A 17,680-nucleotide genomic window follows, 5' to 3' on the forward strand; every position below is an offset into this window, starting at 1 on the left:
AAGCCTTGATCTGCGTCGATCTGCCTCGATCTAGGTCGTCGATTCAAAGTCTCGCACGACGATCTCGGCGAGCAGGTCCGCGGTCTCGCGGTCCTCGCGCCCGTGCGGGAACGGGATTACGTTGCCGCCGAGGCGGCTGAGCAGATCGTCCCGATTGGCCATGTCGCCGCCGGCCTCCGGCTCGCGGGCGTTGAGCACGATGCCGGCAAGACGCAGGCCGCGCCGTTCGATCGCCTCGACCGTCAGCAGCGTGTGATTGATCGATCCGAGTCGGTCTTCGGCCACGACCAGCACGGGCAGGCCCAGCGCGAGGGCGAGGTCCGCGTTGAGGGCATCGCTCGCCAGCGGCGAGAGGAATCCGCCGGCCCCTTCGACGACGAAGAAGTCGGATTCGTTGCCGATCCGGACGGCGGCGATCAGGTCATGCAGGGTCAACTGCATGCCCTCGAGATACGCCGCCCGTTCGGGGGAGAGTGCGTGCGCGAGCCGCATGGGCGTGACGGTCTCCAGCGTCTCGCGATGGCCCGCCGCGCGCGCGAGGGCGGCGCCGTCGGCGGGCTCGAGCTGGCCCGCGCGCCGGGCGCAACCCGACTCGACCGGTTTGCGTACGGCCACGGCGTGCCCGGCCCGGGCGAGCGCCCGGGTCAGCGCGCAGCCGACGACCGTTTTGCCGACCCCCGTATCGGTCCCCGTGATGAATACCCCATTCATGTCGGTTTCCCACTCACGATTTTCGTCATGTATCGCGCACTCGCTGGATACCGTTCCGCGAATTGCGCCGTCGCGCGCACGGCGGCGGGCGCGCGATCGCGTTGACCCTGCTTATAACTTATAACCGCGGTTCTCGAAGTACGCTACTGCGGCGGTGGTCAAAAGCATGTTTGCCGTGCCCACCGGGGTCGTCATGGGCGATCAGGCGGCCCGGTCAAGCGGTCGACCGCTTCCCGGTACTTGTCGGCCGTTTCCCGTGCGATCGCGTCCGGTACCTCCGGTCCCGGGGCGGTTTTGTCCCAGTCCAGGGTCTCCAGCCAGTCGCGGATGAACTGCTTGTCGAATGACGGCGGGTTCTCGCCGGGACGCCAGCCGTCGGCGGGCCAGAAGCGCGAGGAGTCCGGCGTCAGCAGTTCGTCGATCAGCACCAGCTCGCCGTCGGGAGCGATCCCGAACTCGAACTTCGTGTCGGCGATGATCAGGCCGCGTTCGGCGGCGTACGCCGCCGCCTCGGCGTAGAGGCGCAGGCTCGCCGCCCGGATCCGCTCGGCGTATTCCGGACCGGCCAGCTCCGCCATGCGCCCAAGGTCGATGTTCTCGTCGTGATCGCCGACGGACGCCTTCGTCGACGGGGTAAACATCGGCTCCGGCAGGCGATCGGCGCGCCGCAGGCCGTCGGGCAGTGGAATGCCGCCGATGCCGCCGGTGGCCTCGTAATCGCGGAGCCCCGAGCCGATCAGATAACCCCGCACGATCGCCTCGACCGGCAGCGGCTGCAGCCGGCGCGCGACGACCGCACGTCCCTCAACCTGCGCGCGTTCTTCGGCGTCCGGGAGGACCTCCGCGAGATCGACATCCAGCAGGTGATTGCCGATGACGTGCCCGAGCCGCCCGAACCAGAAATTGGACAGCGTCGTCAGCAGCCGCCCTTTGCCCGGGATCGGGGTGGGCAGGATCACGTCGAACGCGGACAGGCGGTCCGTGGCGACGATCAGCATGCGCTCGTCGTCGATGGCATAGAGTTCCCGGACCTTGCCGCTGTGCAGGTGCTCCAGCGATTCGATCCGCGGTCGGAAAAGCGAGTCTTCGGTCGGCATGGCGTGTGTGCAGGCTTTGTGGAGCGGCGATTGTCGACGTTCGCGGCGTCGGCGTCCATGGCCCGAAGCATCTCTATGCCTCTATTGATATGCGAATGAGAATCGTTATCATTGGAATCTACTGGCAGGGAGGTGCGAGCATGCTGACCGCGGAACCATCGTTCGATTCGCCGGCCGGCCGGACCGGTGCAGTGACAGAAGGGGCCGCACGAAGGCGGGAGGTGCGGAGAACGCGTGATGGGCGCGGACGTGTCTCTCAAACGGCGCCTGGTGAATCCGGCTGGTGGTGCGCGGAAATGCGTTCGGTACTGTGGGCGACACTCGGCACCGTGGCCTCTACCGCCCTGCTGCTGTTCGGGATGCCGGCACTTTTCTGATCGGTAATCGGCACTCGTGTCCCGGATTCCGCTGACGCTCCTTTCGGGCTACAGAGAGGCGCCATCAATGCGCATGGCCGTAGCCAGGATGCAGGCGAAGTCGGAATCCGGGAGCGCCCGCCCGAATGCCCGGAAACGTACGCCCGGAACTTACGTCCAGTACTGGATGAAGTTCTCGCGGCCCATCGACTGCAGGCGCTCGAGCTGGGTGTCGAGCCAGTCGAGGTGTTCCTCTTCCTCGGCGAGCAGCGTGGAGAAGAGATCGCGCGTCGCGTAGTCCTGCACCTGCTCGCAGTAGCCGACCGCTTCGCGATACAGCTCAAGCGCGTCGATCTCGATCTGGCGGTCGTTGCGGATGATCTCCTCGACGTTCTCGCCGATCAGGAGCTTGCCGAGATCCTGGAGATTGGGCAGGCCCTCGAGGAACAGGATCCGCTTGATCAGCTTGTCCGCGTGCTGCATCTCCTCGATGGACTCGTTGTATTCCTTCTCGTTGTACTTCTCGAGTCCCCAGTCCTCGAGCATCCGGGCATGCAGGAAGAATTGATTGATGGCCGTCAGCTCGTGCTTGAGCGCGCGGTTGAGATATTCGATGACTTTGGCATCACCCTGCATGGTGGGGGTCCCCTGTGTTCGCGACGGAGGGCAGCCTGAAACGCTGCCGCGATTTAGACTGTGTCTAATGGTAGCGCATAGCCCGGATACAGGCCAGTCACGAGGGCCGGGGTCAGGCGGGGACCGCGTCCGGCAGGATCACGCCCCTCGGCAGGGCGGGCAGTTCGGTCGCCATCGCCTCGGCCATCACCGAGCGGGCGTGCTGCTCGCAACGGCCACAGCTGCGTGATACGCCGAGTTCGAAGCGGAGCTGCTCGAAGCTTACCGTTCCCCCGCGCACCGCGCGGCGAATCGCGTGATCGGTCACCGAGTTGCAGATGCAGACGTACATGAATTGTGCCTCCGCGCGGTCAGGGGAATCGGCGGGACCGCAAATGCAGTGTACTTGCGGTTGCGAATGATTCGCAACCGAAAATTTCGATTCACCGGAATCCGCGCATATCGTGGCCCGAGCCGGCCAGCATTCATGCGGCGGAGAGACTTTGGCCGACGCGTCAAAACCGGGATCACGCAGAGCCGCGGAGAGCGCGGAGGACGGCGGAACGGTGGCCCTGACGGGCAACCGGAGCCTGTATGCCATTAATTGTATTCCGGATGCCGGCGCAGATCTCCGGAATCATCTGCATCAACAGCCGGCCGTTTTTCTCCCCGGCCTCCGCGGCTCTGCGTGAATCCGGTCTTCCGGCTTCTGGCCCCTTATCGCAGTCCGGAGCCGGGTCCAGTCTGGAATGGCGGGTAGCACGGCGCTGCCGCGTTCGCCATAATGCCCGGTTTTCCGCGGCCCAAGGGAGGGCACGCCATGTCCCAGCCGAAAGTCGGCGTGGTCATGGGCAGCGACAGCGACTGGCCCGTCATGCGCCATGCGGTCGAACAGCTCGAAGGTTTCGGCGTGCCGGTCGAGGCGCGCGTCGTTTCCGCCCATCGGACGCCGGATCTCATGTTCGAGTATGCGGAGCAGGCCGCCGCGCGCGGTCTGCACTGCATCATCGCGGGCGCCGGCGGGGCTGCACACCTGCCCGGGATGCTCGCCGCCAAGACGACGGTCCCCGTACTCGGTGTGCCCGTCCCCTCGCGCTATCTCTCGGGGCAGGACTCGCTCTACTCGATCGTGCAGATGCCGAAGGGCGTGCCGGTGGCCACTTTCGCGATCGGCGAGTCGGGGGCCGCGAACGCCGGCCTGTTCGCGGCCGCGCTGATCGCCAACGGCGACCCGGCACTCGCGCAACAGCTCGCGGACTTTCGCGAAAAGCAGCGCGACCGAGCGATGGCGATGCGCGTGCCGCCGGAGGAGTAAACGCGATGGCTGCAGGCCGTCCGATCATGCCGGGTTCCACGCTGGGGATGCTCGGTGGTGGCCAGCTCGGGCGTATGTTCACCGTCGCCGCCCGCACGATGGGATACCGGGTTCTCGTACTGGATCCGGACCCGCTCAGCCCCGCGGGCGCGATGGCTGACGAGCACGTCCATGCCGGTTACCTCGACACCGCCGCGCTGGATCGGCTCGCCGGCGAATGTGACGCGATCTCGACCGAATTCGAGAACGTGCCTGCCGAGGCGCTGGCACGGCTGACCCGGCACTGCATCGTCCGGCCCGCCGGCGAGGCCGTCGCGCCGACCCAGAACCGGCTGCGCGAAAAGGCCTTCTTCGATCGCCATGGTCTGCCGACCGTGCCCTGGGCCGAAGTCTCTTCGCCGGCCGATCTCAAGTCGGCACTGGCCGCCGTGGGGACGCCGTCGCTGCTGAAGCATGCCTCCGGGGGCTACGACGGCAAGGGCCAGGCACCGGTCGACTCGCCCGCGGCCGCGACCGACGCCTTCGCGTCGCTCGGCGAGGCCGAGTGCATCCTCGAACGCCGGGTGACGCTGGCGCGGGAACTCTCGGTCATCGTCTGTCGGGCGGCGGACGGTACGGTCGCGTGTTACCCGCCGGGCGAGAACGTACACGTCGACGGCATTCTCTCGACAACGGCGCTTCCGGCCGCGGTCGATGCCGCCATGGCCGAGCGCGCCCGGGCGGTGGCCGCCGCGACCGCCGAGGCGCTTGGTTATGTCGGGGTGCTCGGCGTCGAGCTGTTCGTGACCGGCGATGACGAGATCCTGGTGAACGAACTGGCGCCACGGCCGCACAACTCGGGGCATTACACCCTGGACGCCGCCGCGACCACGCAGTTCGAGCAGCAGGTGCGCCTGCTCTGCGGGTTCACGCCGGGGCCCACCGATCTGCTGTCGCCGGTCGCGATGGTGAACCTCCTCGGCGACCTGTGGAACGACGGCGATCCCGACTGGTCGCGGGTCTTCGCAACGCCGGGCGCCTACCTGCATCTCTACGGTAAACGCGAACCGCGACCCGGGCGGAAGATGGGCCACATCAACGTGCTGGCGATGGACGCGGCCACTGCGCTCGAGCGCGCACGGGCACTCCACGCCGAACTCGTCGGCGCCTGAGGGGCATCCGGATCGCCTGAACCCGGCGGCCGAGACCCGTCGGGGACTCGTCTGACCGGTCCTCGTCCAGGCTACCATGGGTGTTCCCGCCTGCCGCCGCCGGACGGAATCGACCATGGACTACCTCCTTGAGGCCGACGGGCTGGTCAAGCACTACGGTGAGCTGCGCGCCGTCGATGGCGTGAGCTTCGGTCTGCAGCCGGGCGCCTGCTTCGGCCTGCTCGGGCCCAACGGGGCCGGCAAGACCACGACCGTGGAGATGCTCGAGGGGCTTACCGAACCCACGGACGGCACCATCCGTTTCCGCGGCGCGCCGCGTGGCGATACCTTTCGGGCCCGCGCCGGAATCCAGTTCCAGAAAACGGCGCTCCCCGACTACATGACCGCGCGCGAGGCACTCGAGCTGTTCGCCAGCCTCTATCCGCGCACGCTCGCCATCGACGAGCTGATCGGTCTGTGCGCGCTGGAGGGCTTCCTCGGCCAGTACTGCAACCGGATCTCCGGCGGCCAGCGCCAGCGCCTGCTGCTGGCGATCGCGCTGGTGAACGACCCGGATGTCGTTTTTCTCGATGAGCCCACCACCGGGCTGGATCCGCAGGCCCGCCGCAACTTCTGGTCATTGATCGAGCGGATCCGTACACGCGGCAAGACGGTTCTGCTCACCACGCATTACATGGAAGAGGCCGCGCGTCTGTGCAGTGAGATCGCGATCGTCGACCACGGCCGGATCATTGCCCGCGGTGCGCCGGGGCAACTGCTGTCCGAGCATTTTGGTGAGACCGTGCTCGAACTGCCGCGCGCCGATCTCGGCGACGTGGCCGGGCTGCCGGCCACGGCTGTCGACGCCGGCGATCGCGTTGAGCTGCTGACCCACGATGTCGCCGACACCATCGCCGCGCTTATCGAACGCGGGGTGCCGCTGGAGCGGCTGCGCATCCGCGAGCGGACGCTGGAGGATCTCTTCCTGGAACTCACCGGCCGGACGATGCGCGCATGATCGGTCCGCACCTCGATCTCCGCCGTATCGCGGCCGTTTTCGTCGCGCGCAATCGCGAGTTCTTCCGCGATCGGGCGACGCTGGCCTGGAGTGTGCTGCTGCCGGTCGCCATCGTGTTCGGTTTCGCCTTCGCCTTCTCGGGCAGCGCGCCCGAGCGCTACACCATCGGTGTGCTCGGCGATCCGGCGGTGGCCGAGCGTGCGCTGGGGATCGACCATGTCGAATACGCCCGCGTGCGTGACCGGTCGCGCGGTGTCGAGCAGGTGCGCCATCACGAGCTCGACCTGTTGATCGATGCACGGGAGCGGCGCTACTGGGTCAGCGACGCGTCGCCGAAAGGCTATATGCTCGAACGTGTCCTGCGTGGCGTGAATGCCGACCAGCGTGCATACACCCGCCAGTCCGTGCCCGGGCGCGTGATCCGCTATGTCGACTGGCTGGTGCCGGGACTACTCGCGATGAACATGATGTTCACGGCCCTGTTCGGGGTCGGCTTCGTGATCGTGCGGTATCGCAAGAACGGCGTGCTGAAACGCTTCAAGGCCACACCGCTGCGCCCGGCCGAATACCTGATCGCCCAGCTCGGCTCGCGCCTGATGATCATCGTCGTCATCACCAGCGCCATCTTTATCGGCAGCCACGCGATCCTCGATTTCCCGATCCACGGCAACCCGTTCGGTCTCCTGCTCGTCCTGGTCGCCGGCGGCATCTGCCTGATCGCCCTCGGCCTGATCGTCGCCGCACGGACCGCCAGCGAGGAACTGGCCGGCGGGCTCCTGAATCTGTTCACCTGGCCGATGATGTTCCTGTCCGGGGTTTGGTTCTCCGTCGAGGGTCTGCACCCCTGGCTGCAGATCGTCGCCCAGGGGCTACCGCTGACGCATGTCATCGACGCGGCGCGCGCCGTGATGATCGACGGTGCCGGTCTCGCCGCGATCGCGCCGCAGCTTGCACTGCTGCTGGCGATGGCGGCCGTGTTTCTCGCGATCGGTGCATCCATGTTCCGGTGGGAGTGACCGTGTCGCGATGACCGCTGCCGCTTGCCCGTCGATGATGATGCCGTCACAAACGGGCCGATCCGAATTGACCTGTACCGGCGGATCGGTACAGTAAATCCTGCGGTCGCCGGGACGCGGCCACCCACCCGCGAGACGCGAATGTTCCACCGTTATCTCCTCGTCTGCGCCGGTGCACTCGCCCTGAGCCTCGGTTGCAGCGCAGGCGCTACGCAGGCCGGGAAATCCGGTGACGCCACCATCGCCAGGCGCCTGCTCGATCTGTTCCAGGGCGCTGCGGATCACGCCGAGCTGCGTCAACGGGCCCGGGCGGCCGGCGTGCAGACCGACGACTACGGCGTCCGCGTGGATATCCAGACAGCGGGGCTGCGGTCCGATGACCGCGTCCGGTTCGAATTCGACGGGGTGCGATTGCATCACTTCTCGGTGAAATACGAACGCGTCGCCGCCAGCGTGCGGGATGTCGATGCACTGCATGCGCTGGCGGCGCTCTCCCCGGTCCGCGCGATCACCCCGGAATACGGCAGCGCCGGACGGAGCGACAACGGAGCTTCGCACTGATGCGTTCGGGTCTCCCCATGACGACGGCCCTGCTGCTCGCCGTGCTCCTGCCGGGCGACGGCCTCGCCGCGGACGCGAAGGGCAAGGCGAAAGGCCAGAACACGCCACCCGGCGTCAGCCGCGGCATCCTGCAGCAGATGGAGACCGCCGGCGTCGCATGGCGCGGCGGCCGCGCGACGGATACGCGCGGCGAAGTGCGGGCCGACGTCATCCTCGATCCCGGCATGCCCGTTACACGGACCGATCTCGCGGCGGCGGGTGTCCGGGTGATCGCGATGTCGCGAGGGCACGCGCGCGCCACCGTTGCGGTATCCGATCGCGAGTCCCTGCGCCGTCTTGCCGAGATGTCCGGCGTGCGGATGGTCGCGCAGGACTTCGGCTACCGCCGGCGCGCCGGCCTGGTTCCGAGCCGGGCGGTGGAGGTCATGAACGTCGACGCCATCAATGGCAGTGACGGCAGCCGTGCGGACCTCGACGGCAGCGGGATCACCGTCGGCATCCTGTCCGACAGCATGTCCCGTACCGAGGACAATTCCCCCGGGGATCCGGGGGTGGTCGATGAGGACACCACGTTCGATGGCAAGGATACCGGCAGCACGGAAGCGAAGTCCTCGCCCGTTACCATGCGTGGCAGCCGGCCTCAGGACGACGGCGAACTCCCGGCAGAGGTCGAGATCCTGCGTGACGATGCATCCGGGGAATTGGTCGACGAGGGCGCCGCAATGGCGGAACTCATCCACGACATCGCGCCCGGCGCGGGTATCACGTTTCACACGGCGGTGGCCGGCGGTATCGCCGGGTTCGCCGATGCCATCGATACGCTGTGTGCGCCCGCAAGCGGCGTCGACGTCGTGGTCGACGACATCGGCTTTCTCGCCGAGCTGATGTACCAGCGCGATCCGATCAGCCGCGCGGCCGAGGCATGCGTTGCCCGTGGGGTTCCGTTTTTCTCGGCGGCCGGCAACAGCGGCCAGCGCGCCTTTCGCGAGACGTATGACGACCTGCTGGCCTCCGATGACGACGACGGTCGGGAGACCCTGTTTCCGCCCAGTGAACGGGATTTTCATGACTGGGCGGGCGGCAATCCGTATCTCGAAGTGGAGGTGCCGGCCGATTCGACGGCTACCGCCGTGCTGCAGTGGAACCAGCCGGCGTTGTCCGTGCCCGCGAACACCGGCAACGGTCCGCGCATCGACCTGGATCTGCTCGCATTCAGCGACCGCTCGCCATTCAGCGTGAACACCACGCTCAGCAGCGTGATCGACCAGAAGGCGGAGACCGCGCGGGACGGGCAGGATCCGGTCGAAGTCGTGCGGCTCGACGGGGGGAGTGGCGGGCGCACATTCTATCTGGCCGTCGACCACTGGGCCGGGGCCCAGGACGAGATCCCGCAGGGTAGCGGCACGCGCCTGGAGTTCCGCCTCGTGTTCTATGAGAGCGGGCGGCGGTCCAGCACCATCCAGTACCTCGACACGATGGGCGGGCCTGATCCCGCGGCGACGATGTACGGCCACACGGTGGCCACGGGCGTATTCGGAGTGGGTGCGGTGCCGTGGTACGACGCGGGGCGGTATCTCGCTGCCCCCAACACCGGCCCGAGCGCCAGCCGGATCGATCCGCAGTCCTACACCGCGCTCGGCGGCGCGCTCGAACGGCATTTCCGCCCGGATGGCACCTTCCGGCGCGCCACCCAGGGCCCGCAGCCGGTCATCGCCGCGACCGATGGCAACAACACCTCGTTCTTCGGGACGCCATGGGATAACACCGGGCTCGAGGACGAAGGTGGCGAGGATGATACCCACCCCAATTTCTTCGGCACCTCCGCCGCGGCCCCGAATGCCGCGGCCGTGGCCGCGCTCCTGCTCGAGGACGATGGCACGCTGACGCCGCCGGGCATCGCCGGCCGGCTCCAGGCCGCTGCAGTCGACGTGACGGGCCGCAACGCCGCTGTGGGCTGTGACGCCGTGACCGGCAGCGGCCTCGTGGATGCCGGTGCCGCGCTGCTTTCCGGGGATGCCCCACCACGCGCCGATGCCGGGCGGGATCGGTCCGTGGACGCCGGCGACACCGTGACGCTCGATGGCGGTGACAGCACCGACAACAATTTCGTCGACAGCTACCGATGGCGCCAGGTCGCCGGTCCGCGGGTCGACCTGACCAGCCCGGCCGGCGCCCGGACCCGCTTCGACGCGCCCGCAAGGCCGTCGACGGTCGTCTTCGAATTGCGCGTCGGTGACGCCGCCTGTCTGTCGGATTCCGATCGCGTCACGGTGGAGGTGCAAAGCGACGGTGGCGGTGGCAGTGTCGGCGGGCCTTTGCTGCTGCTCGCGCTGCTGCTGGTTACTCGCGCCCGCATGCCCCCGCGATGCGGAGTAGAATGAATCGGTGAGCGACCGTCACTGCACGGAAGGGAGCAAAAGGGATGTCCAGTCGATTCGCACAGGTAGCGTTCCGGACCGTAGTCCTTGCGCTCGCCGGCGCGCTGGCCGTGCCCGCGGCCCAGGCCAGCCGGACCGGAGTGGATTTCCACTTCGGCACCCTTGGTCTCGGTCTCGGAATTGATGCCCAGGTCAGTCCATACACCGGTTTCCGGTTCGGATTCAATCGCTTCAAGACCAGCAGTGACTGGGAAGAGGATGATCTCGATTACGAGGCTGGCATCGACTTCGATACGGTGCACGGACTCCTGGACTGGCACCCGTTCGGGGGCAAGTTTCGCCTCACGGGGGGCGTCATGGCGACGGACCATCGCATCGATGCCGCGGCCGACGTGGAAATCGGCGACGAGATCGGTGACGGCCAGGCGTCGCGGAACGGCCGCCTCGAAGCCGAGGTCAAATTCGAGGAATGGACGCCCTATATCGGCACCGGCTGGGATTGGCGGTTCGATCGCAGCAACCTGGAAATGACGCTCGATCTGGGCGTACTGGCCAGGGGCGATCCGGACGTCGAACTGCGCGAGACGAGCGATACCGGGGCCAGCCAGCAGGACCTGAACGAGGCGGAAGACGAAATCGAAGACGAATGGTCGGACTACAATCTCTACCCGGTCGTCCAGTTCGGTCTTCTCTACCGGTTCTGAACCGGTTTCCTCGTCCTCACCGTAGGCCGGCTTTTGCCGGGATCCGGTCCGGCAGACCGGTACCTCCCTCATGCTTTGCGGCTCGCTGACCTCGAGGTCATCCATCCAGGCAGGCAACAACAGCCGGCTTTCACTGCAGAGACAATCGTCAGGCCCCGCGAAACGGGCCCGCACAAGGCTTGTCGCCCGAGTTTGGGTCGGCTAGGCTCGCGCTGCCGTCACGCAGCCCATCCGGATCGCCGCCATGTCCCTCCATGATGCCCTGATCGCCCCGTCCATCCTCGCCGCCGATTTTGCCCGCCTGGGCGAGGAGGTCGAGAACGTCCTCGCTGCCGGCGCCGATATGGTCCACTTCGACGTCATGGACAATCATTACGTCCCCAACCTGACCATCGGCCCGCTGGTCTGTGAGGCACTGCGCAACTACGGAATCACGGCCCCGATCGACGTCCATCTGATGGTCAAACCCGTCGATCGCCTGATCCCGGATTTCGCCAGCGCCGGCGCCGACTGGATCACGTTCCACCCGGAGGCGAGCGAGCACGTCGATCGCTCGCTGGCGCTCGCACGCGAACACGGCTGCAGGACAGGCCTCGTGTTCAACCCGGCGACCCCGCTCGACGTGCTGCGCTATGTCGCCGACAAGGTCGACATGGTCCTGCTGATGTCCGTCAATCCCGGCTTCGGCGGTCAGAAATTCATTCCCCGCACCCTCGACAAACTGCGCGAGGCCCGCGCCCTGCTGGACGAACTCGGCAGCGACGCCCGCCTGGAAGTCGACGGCGGCATCAAGACCGCCAACATTGGCGAAGTCGCCGCCGCCGGCGCCGACACCTTCGTCGCCGGCTCCGCCATCTTCAGCGCGCCGGACTATGCCCAGGTGATCGGCGATATGCGCAACGCGATCGCCGAAGCCCGTAACGGCTAATCTCGACCGGTATTTTCGACTCTCGTGGACGCTCGGGGATTTCAGGCAGGTTGTACTGCATGGTATGTTCACGACTATAGTCGCGTAGCGACTCCGGCTCGGTCTCCAGGTCCGCCTGAATCGCGGACCCCGGCCGACCGTGGCGTGGGTCCCTGGCAGCCAGGATGCGCTGCCCCCAGGAGGTGAACCGCGCCACCGATTGCATCGAACGAGCGCGCCCGTCTTCCTGACGGTGCATTCCATGGACGGTCAAGCCACAGGGAGTGGATATGCCCGATATTTCCGTAACTTCACGACTCATCCCCGCTACCCTGCTCCGTGCCGGATGCGCCGGACTGCTGTGCCTTCTCGTATCCACGGTGATGGCCTGCGCGACCGCGTCGGGCTCCGGGCAGGCGCCGGACGCCAGTGAGGCGGAGCGCGTCGAGGGCGAATACGTCGTGGAACTCGCCGGGCGCGACTCGGCTCGCGCGATGCTGGAGCAGGCCTTTGGCGACCATGGGCTCGAACGAATCGATGCCCTGGAGACGAATCGTGCGCTGTACCGGATTCGCCTGATCTCGGATCCGGGGCCGGATATCGTGCGGGAGTGGGTCGTCGGGGACGATGCGATCCTTAGGGTCGAGCCGAACTACCGCTATTCCAGTGACGACGCCACCGGCTTATCGGGCGATTTGAAGCCGTAACAGACCCGGGCAGTCGGGCGTGCTGCTGCATGCCGTTCACCGCCAGTCACCGCAGGCCCATCACAAAAAACGAGAACTTTCGTTGCGCTTCCGCGCGATTCGGGGGTGTATGTGCGCTCCCACGTGTCAGGCGCGAATGGACATCCCGCAACCAAGCGGGGAATCACAAGGAGGGAGAATAATGGAATCAGTCAAAGCCATCGGCCATCCAGGTACCGGCGTCGCACTGGCGCTGCTGGTGGGCGTGATGCCATTGGCAGTGCACGGAAAAGCCAGCGGCGGCGCGGTGGCTTCGAGCTCTGCCCTCGGGGCGGCGGTTTCGCAGACGCAGATGTCGTCGGCAGATGGCCTCGGTGTGCCCGGTGTCGATTACGTTGAGAACGAAATACTCGTCACGTTCAGAAACGCCGCCGCCGATCAGGTCAGCCGACATGCCGTGCAGGCCCATGGTGACAGCATAGGGGAAGCCGTAGACGCGCGGCCGTCGATGGCCAGAGTCCGTATCGGCGGCGGGGAGAGTGTCGCGGATGCGGTGAGGGCCTATCGCCACGATCCCAATGTCGCGTACGCACAGCCCAACTACATCTACAAGGCCCAGGCTACGCCGAATGACCCGGACTACGGTGAGCTGTGGGGGCTTGAGAACAACGGTCAATTCGTGAATGGCACGGCCGGTACGGCGGGGCAGGATATCGATGCGGCTGCCGCCTGGGATCTGGCGACCGACTGCAGCAGCAAGCGTATTGCGGTTCTCGATACCGGAGTAAATTATGGTCATGCCGATCTTGCCGACAACATGTGGGACGGTGCGTCGAACAGCGGTCGAGATTTTGTCGGCGAAACCAACGATGACGATCCGTTGCCGGATGCAGGGCATCGCCATGGCACCCATGTGGCCGGAGTGATCGGCGCGGCAGGAGACAATTCCAGCGTGATGACCGGTGTCTGCTGGCAGGCCGAACTCATGAGTGTCCGGGTCCTGGGGGGTAATGGGCTGGGGGTCACGAGCGATATTATCGAAGGCGTCGACTACGCCGTGAATAATGGGGCAGATCTGATCAACATGAGCCTCGGCCAGGAGGAATTCGACCAGGTTCTGAAGGATTCCCTCGAAAATGCGCGCGCCAATGGTGTTCTCGTGATCGCAGCGGCGGGAAACGAAGGGGAAAATTCCAATCCGGCCAACGATCCGGTCTATCCATGCAGCTTCGATCTCGACAACATCATCTGTGTCGCCGCGCTCGACCAGGATTACAGCCTCGCCGATTTTTCGAATTTCGGTGATACGGCGGTCGATGTGGGAGCGCCCGGCGTCAATATCCGCAGCGCAATCCCTGGCCCCCGCACGCTGGCGGACTTCGGGGACTGGGTTGGTAATGCTTCCTGGCGTACTGATTCCTTTTGCGAGCCTGGTGTCAAGATCCTGGTCAATCCGGTCGACTGGTGCGGCGGCGGAACATATACGAATAATCTCGATGCGCGCGCGTACGGGGAGTTCGATCTGACTGACAGTATCGCCGGCGGTTACACGTATTCCACCGAATACACGCTCGCCGGAAGCGACCTTCTCCAGGCTGCGCACAAAGCCGGTACCAGTCCGGGGGATCCCTTCGAAGACGGGGTGCTTGACGGTGAGGGCGAGGGTCCCATCGACTCGGATGGGGTCGTCACCGTTTCTGGCAGCATCGCGGATTGCGCTGGCACGAACTGCAGTATCGGTTTCCGCCTGGCGACCGATGCAAGCGACGTCGCCAACGGGGTCGCGGTCGCGGGGCTCGTGGTGCGCAAAGTGGTGGATGACACTGATGAAACGGGCTTCCTTTCCGGTACCTCGATGGCTACGCCTTATGTCACGGGCATCGCCGCTCTGGCATGGTCCGTGGCTCCCGACAAGGGTTATCGCGAAATCCGTGCCGCGGTGCTCGAAGGTGGTGACGATGTGATGGCGCTTGATGCCAATACGACGACCGGGCGGGCCGTGGATGCCCTGAAGGCGATCCGGGAGGCCAATGACCCACCGGTCGCGCAGAGTGAGTCCGCGATGACGGTGGAGAATACGCCGCTGGATGTATCGATTGCGGCCAGTGATCCCAATAACCATTCCCTCGATTACAGCGTGGCCACGTCGCCGTCCAGCGGTTCGCTGAACCTGTCAGGGAATACGGTCAGCTATACGCCTGATCCCGGTTTTATCGGCAGTGACTCGTTTGCAATCGAAGTGGAGGACGGATTTGGCGGTACGGATGTCGCGACGGTGACTCTTGCGGTGGAGGCCGAGGTGACGGACGACGAGCCCGTAGACGAGCCCGTAGAAGACGACGGTGATGCCGCTGGCGATGAAGGCGGTGGCAGCAGCGGCGGCGGAGGCGGTGGCGGTGCTGTCGGGGTGCACCTGCTGTATGCGCTGGTTCTCCTCGGGTTGTATCGGGCCATCGGGAGAGCGCGAGTCCGCAGAGGTGGATCGGCTGAGGATTCGCTGTCGCGCTAGACTCGCAGGCCGGTCCGCAACCTGATTGGATCGGGATGTGGTAGGGGCAGCGGTATCGTTGGCGGTTGGGGGCAGCAATGAAGCTCGGCTGTGGATCCTCCGTGTGAGCGCGTCCTACGCGGCGTTCAGGACAATGGGAGTTCGGTATGGCTAAAGGCCTGTTGGTCGATCTTGACGGCACGCTGGTCGACAGTGTGCCGGAACTGGCAGTCGCCCTTGACCGCGTGCTGCGGGACCTCGGGTATGAACCCGCCGGTGCGGACCGCGTCAGGGATTGGGTCGGTGATGGTCTCGATTGCCTCATCCGGCGGGCGCTGATGGCGGCCCGGGACGAGGAATCCGACGACTCGAGCCTGCGCCGTGCGCGCGCGGATTTCGATACGGCCTACGCCGAGGTGCTGGGGACGATGGCGCCGCTGTATCCCGGCGTGGTGGAGGGCCTGGATGCCGTGCGGGCGGCCGGGTGGGCGATCGCGTGTATCACCAACAAAGCGCGTATATTCGCGGTGGGTCTGCTGGGGTCGATTGGCATCGCCGATCGTTTCGATACAGTGATCGCTGGCGACAGCGGTCACGGCACCAAGCCCGCGGCGGCGCCTCTGGAAGCGGCGGCGCGCAAGCTGGACGTGGCGATCGAGGATTGTGTGATGGTCGGCGACTCGGCGATTGATGTGGCAGCGGCCCGGGCGGCCGGTTGTCAGGCGTGGTGCGTGCGGACCGGTTACAACCGGGGCGCGCCGCTGGAGGACAGTGCTCCCGACCGCATCTTCGATCGCTTCGATGAACTTGCTGCGGCCGTGACCGCGGAGACGGCCTGAGTCGCTTGCCGGTTTCGCCGGTGACTGCTCCTGGTTGAATCGCTCCTGGGTGGCTGTTGGGTTTCCTTCGTCAACCCGAGCCACGGGGCTTTTCCATCCTGACGCGTTCTGCATCCTGGCCAAAGATGATCAGCGCCGGGAAATAGCGGCGCGGTGACACAGCGGCTCACGGATCGGTTGGGCGCGCTTGACGGGACGCGGGCGCCCCGTTTTAATGGCGTTTCGTTCTGCACGGCCGATATCATGGCGTTGGTGTCCAGCAACCGGAAAGGGTCGGCGCCGCATTCGCGGCGATGGTGGCGCGCGGGCTGAAGACCGAGCGCTGTACCGATATTTCCGGAGTTGACACCCCATGACGCCAAAGCAGTTCCACGAATACGCCCGCGCGGGCTATAACCGCATTCCGCTCTCCCGCGAGATCCTCGCGGATTTCGATACCCCGCTGTCCACCTGGTCGAAGCTCGTCGACGGCCCGTACTCGTATCTGTTCGAGTCCGTGCACGGCGGCGAGAAGTGGGGCCGTTACTCCGTCATCGGCCTGCCCTGTCGGACGGTCGTCCGGGTCGAGGAGCGGACCGTTACGGTGGCGACCGACGGCGAGGTGGTCGAGCAGGCGGAGGTGGCCGATCCACTGGCGTGGATCGAGGACTACCGCGCCCGTTTTCAGGTGCCGGATGTCGAGGGGCTGCCGCGCGTGCAGGGTGGTCTGGTCGGTTATTTCGGCTATGACACCATCCGTTACATCGAGCCACGTCTCGATGTGCCGCAGAACAAGCCGGATCCGCTCGGAACGCCCACGATCCTGCTGATGCTGTCGGATGAAGTGGTCGTCTTCGACAACCTGCGCGGCACCGCCCGGTTCATCGTCTTCGTCGAGCCGACCGAGGAGGCTCGCGTCGCCGGCGAGACCCGGATCGACAACCTGATGAGCGATCTGCGCGGGCCGGGCACCGGTTATCCGACGCCGACACGCGCGTTCGACGTCTCGGAGAAGGACTTCGTCTCCGGTTTCACCGAGGCGGGTTACAAGGATGCCGTCGAGCGCATCAAGCGCTACATCGTCGACGGCGACGTCATGCAGGTCGTGCCCTCCCAGCGCATGACGGTCCCGTTCGCGGCCCGCCCGATCGATCTGTACCGCGCCCTGCGCTGCCTCAATCCCTCGCCGTACATGTACCTGCTGGATTTCGACGATTTCCAGGTCGTCGGGGCATCGCCGGAGATCCTGACCCGGGTCGAGGACGGCGAGGTGACGGTCCGCCCGATCGCGGGTACCCGCCGGCGCGGCCGCGACGACGCCGAGGACCGGGCGCTGGAGGCCGAGCTGCTCGCCGACCCGAAGGAACGGGCGGAGCACCTGATGCTGATCGACCTCGGCCGCAACGACGTCGGCCGGATCGCGGAGATCGGCTCGGTTGAACTCACCGACAACATGACGGTGGAGCGCTATTCTCACGTAATGCACATCGTCTCCAACGTCGTCGGCCGGCTCCGGCCCGGACTGTCGGCGCTCGACGTGCTGCGGGCGACGTTCCCGGCGGGCACGCTGTCGGGTGCGCCGAAGATCCGCGCGCTCGAGATCATCGACGAACTCGAGCCGGTCCGGCGGGGTGTGTATTCCGGCGCGGTCGGCTATCTCGCGTGGTCCGGCGACATGGATACCGCCATCGCGATCCGCACCGCCGTGATCAAGGACGGCGAACTCCACGTCCAGGCCGGCGGCGGCATCGTCCACGACTCCGAGCCGGACGCCGAATGGGAAGAGACCATGAACAAGGCCCGCGGCATGATCCGCGCGGTCGAACTCGCCGAGAAAGGACTCGATGCGGCGGATGGGGTTCCAGAGCGCTGACCTGAAA

At 66.2% G+C, this 17,680-nt stretch carries 16 protein-coding genes; 12 read left to right on the plus strand and 4 right to left on the minus strand.

Going from position 1 to position 17,680, the window contains the following annotated elements:
* Positions 1-30: 30 nt before the first annotated feature.
* The 4 genes from bioD to A0W70_RS11830 all read right to left on the minus strand — a co-directional run bounded on the left by bioD (position 31) and on the right by A0W70_RS11830 (position 3,131).
* Positions 31-711, minus strand: a complete 681-nt coding sequence (bioD, locus tag A0W70_RS11815; protein WP_070989338.1) for a dethiobiotin synthase — start codon at positions 709-711, stop codon at positions 31-33.
* 191 nt (positions 712-902) lie between these two features.
* Positions 903-1,808, minus strand: coding sequence for a phosphoribosylaminoimidazolesuccinocarboxamide synthase (locus tag A0W70_RS11820; RefSeq protein WP_070989339.1), 906 nt, complete (start codon positions 1,806-1,808; stop codon positions 903-905).
* A gap of 527 nt (positions 1,809-2,335) precedes the next feature.
* On the minus strand, positions 2,336-2,800 hold the full coding sequence (bfr, locus tag A0W70_RS11825) for a bacterioferritin (RefSeq protein ID WP_070989340.1): 465 nt from the start codon (positions 2,798-2,800) through the stop codon (positions 2,336-2,338).
* Positions 2,801-2,912: 112 nt separating this feature from the next.
* Positions 2,913-3,131, minus strand: coding sequence for a (2Fe-2S)-binding protein (locus tag A0W70_RS11830; RefSeq protein WP_070989341.1), 219 nt, complete (start codon positions 3,129-3,131; stop codon positions 2,913-2,915).
* A gap of 468 nt (positions 3,132-3,599) precedes the next feature.
* On the opposite strand from A0W70_RS11830, the gene purE reads away from it, so the two are divergent.
* The 12 genes from purE (at position 3,600) to trpE (ending at position 17,673) form a co-directional block, all read left to right on the plus strand.
* The gene (gene purE, locus A0W70_RS11835) at positions 3,600-4,094 is read left to right on the plus strand and encodes a 5-(carboxyamino)imidazole ribonucleotide mutase (RefSeq protein WP_070989342.1); all 495 of its coding nucleotides are present in this window, start codon (positions 3,600-3,602) and stop codon (positions 4,092-4,094) included.
* 5 nt (positions 4,095-4,099) lie between these two features.
* A complete protein-coding gene (locus A0W70_RS11840) occupies positions 4,100-5,245 on the plus strand; it encodes a 5-(carboxyamino)imidazole ribonucleotide synthase (RefSeq protein ID WP_070989343.1) in 1,146 nt (381 codons plus the stop codon).
* Positions 5,246-5,360: 115 nt separating this feature from the next.
* The gene (locus A0W70_RS11845) at positions 5,361-6,242 is read left to right on the plus strand and encodes an ABC transporter ATP-binding protein (RefSeq protein ID WP_070989344.1); all 882 of its coding nucleotides are present in this window, start codon (positions 5,361-5,363) and stop codon (positions 6,240-6,242) included.
* Entirely contained in the window at positions 6,239-7,258 is a 1,020-nt protein-coding gene (locus A0W70_RS11850; protein ID WP_070989345.1) for an ABC transporter permease, read from the plus strand. Before A0W70_RS11845 ends, A0W70_RS11850 begins: the two co-directional genes overlap by 4 nt.
* A 141-nt stretch (positions 7,259-7,399) precedes the next feature.
* Positions 7,400-7,819, plus strand: a complete 420-nt coding sequence (locus tag A0W70_RS11855; RefSeq protein WP_139150850.1) for a hypothetical protein — start codon at positions 7,400-7,402, stop codon at positions 7,817-7,819.
* Positions 7,819-10,200 (plus strand): PKD domain-containing protein, encoded by a 2,382-nt coding sequence (locus A0W70_RS11860; protein WP_139150851.1) that lies wholly within the window; start codon positions 7,819-7,821, stop codon positions 10,198-10,200. Before A0W70_RS11855 ends, A0W70_RS11860 begins: the two co-directional genes overlap by 1 nt.
* Positions 10,201-10,241: 41 nt before the next feature.
* Positions 10,242-10,901 carry an autotransporter outer membrane beta-barrel domain-containing protein gene (locus tag A0W70_RS11865; protein ID WP_070989348.1) on the plus strand — a complete coding sequence of 220 codons (660 nt, stop codon included), beginning with the start codon at positions 10,242-10,244 and terminating at the stop codon, positions 10,899-10,901.
* A 244-nt stretch (positions 10,902-11,145) separates the two neighbouring features.
* Entirely contained in the window at positions 11,146-11,829 is a 684-nt protein-coding gene (gene rpe / locus A0W70_RS11870) for a ribulose-phosphate 3-epimerase (RefSeq protein ID WP_070989349.1), read from the plus strand.
* Positions 11,830-12,098: 269 nt separating this feature from the next.
* Complete coding sequence (locus A0W70_RS11875) at positions 12,099-12,515, plus strand: hypothetical protein (RefSeq protein ID WP_139150852.1); 417 nt, start codon at positions 12,099-12,101, stop codon at positions 12,513-12,515.
* 181 nt (positions 12,516-12,696) lie between these two features.
* Entirely contained in the window at positions 12,697-15,003 is a 2,307-nt protein-coding gene (locus A0W70_RS11880; protein WP_070989351.1) for a S8 family serine peptidase, read from the plus strand.
* Positions 15,004-15,149: 146 nt separating this feature from the next.
* The gene (locus A0W70_RS11885; RefSeq protein WP_070989352.1) at positions 15,150-15,821 is read left to right on the plus strand and encodes a phosphoglycolate phosphatase; all 672 of its coding nucleotides are present in this window, start codon (positions 15,150-15,152) and stop codon (positions 15,819-15,821) included.
* Between the two features lie 352 nt (positions 15,822-16,173).
* Positions 16,174-17,673: an anthranilate synthase component I gene (gene trpE, locus A0W70_RS11890; protein ID WP_070989353.1), complete on the plus strand. Its 1,500-nt coding sequence runs from the start codon at positions 16,174-16,176 to the stop codon at positions 17,671-17,673.
* Positions 17,674-17,680: the final 7 nt, after the last annotated feature.

The organism is Halofilum ochraceum (assembly GCF_001614315.2).
Lineage (GTDB): Bacteria > Pseudomonadota > Gammaproteobacteria > XJ16 > Halofilaceae > Halofilum > Halofilum ochraceum.

What these genes read in the sequence shown, in the direction of transcription:
- bfr (WP_070989340.1), bottom strand. Translation starts at nt 2,800, where the DNA reads ATGCAGGGTGATGCCAAAGTCATCGAATATCTCAACCGCGCGCTCAAG.
- A0W70_RS11830 (WP_070989341.1), bottom strand. Translation starts at nt 3,131, where the DNA reads ATGTACGTCTGCATCTGCAACTCGGTGACCGATCACGCGATTCGCCGC.
- rpe (WP_070989349.1), top strand. Translation starts at nt 11,146, where the DNA reads ATGTCCCTCCATGATGCCCTGATCGCCCCGTCCATCCTCGCCGCCGAT.
- bioD (WP_070989338.1), bottom strand. Translation starts at nt 711, where the DNA reads ATGAATGGGGTATTCATCACGGGGACCGATACGGGGGTCGGCAAAACG.
- A0W70_RS11840 (WP_070989343.1), top strand. Translation starts at nt 4,100, where the DNA reads ATGGCTGCAGGCCGTCCGATCATGCCGGGTTCCACGCTGGGGATGCTC.
- trpE (WP_070989353.1), top strand. Translation starts at nt 16,174, where the DNA reads ATGACGCCAAAGCAGTTCCACGAATACGCCCGCGCGGGCTATAACCGC.
- A0W70_RS11860 (WP_139150851.1), top strand. Translation starts at nt 7,819, where the DNA reads ATGCGTTCGGGTCTCCCCATGACGACGGCCCTGCTGCTCGCCGTGCTC.
- A0W70_RS11885 (WP_070989352.1), top strand. Translation starts at nt 15,150, where the DNA reads ATGGCTAAAGGCCTGTTGGTCGATCTTGACGGCACGCTGGTCGACAGT.
- A0W70_RS11820 (WP_070989339.1), bottom strand. Translation starts at nt 1,808, where the DNA reads ATGCCGACCGAAGACTCGCTTTTCCGACCGCGGATCGAATCGCTGGAG.
- A0W70_RS11855 (WP_139150850.1), top strand. Translation starts at nt 7,400, where the DNA reads ATGTTCCACCGTTATCTCCTCGTCTGCGCCGGTGCACTCGCCCTGAGC.
- A0W70_RS11845 (WP_070989344.1), top strand. Translation starts at nt 5,361, where the DNA reads ATGGACTACCTCCTTGAGGCCGACGGGCTGGTCAAGCACTACGGTGAG.
- A0W70_RS11875 (WP_139150852.1), top strand. Translation starts at nt 12,099, where the DNA reads ATGCCCGATATTTCCGTAACTTCACGACTCATCCCCGCTACCCTGCTC.
- A0W70_RS11865 (WP_070989348.1), top strand. Translation starts at nt 10,242, where the DNA reads ATGTCCAGTCGATTCGCACAGGTAGCGTTCCGGACCGTAGTCCTTGCG.
- purE (WP_070989342.1), top strand. Translation starts at nt 3,600, where the DNA reads ATGTCCCAGCCGAAAGTCGGCGTGGTCATGGGCAGCGACAGCGACTGG.
- A0W70_RS11880 (WP_070989351.1), top strand. Translation starts at nt 12,697, where the DNA reads ATGGAATCAGTCAAAGCCATCGGCCATCCAGGTACCGGCGTCGCACTG.
- A0W70_RS11850 (WP_070989345.1), top strand. Translation starts at nt 6,239, where the DNA reads ATGATCGGTCCGCACCTCGATCTCCGCCGTATCGCGGCCGTTTTCGTC.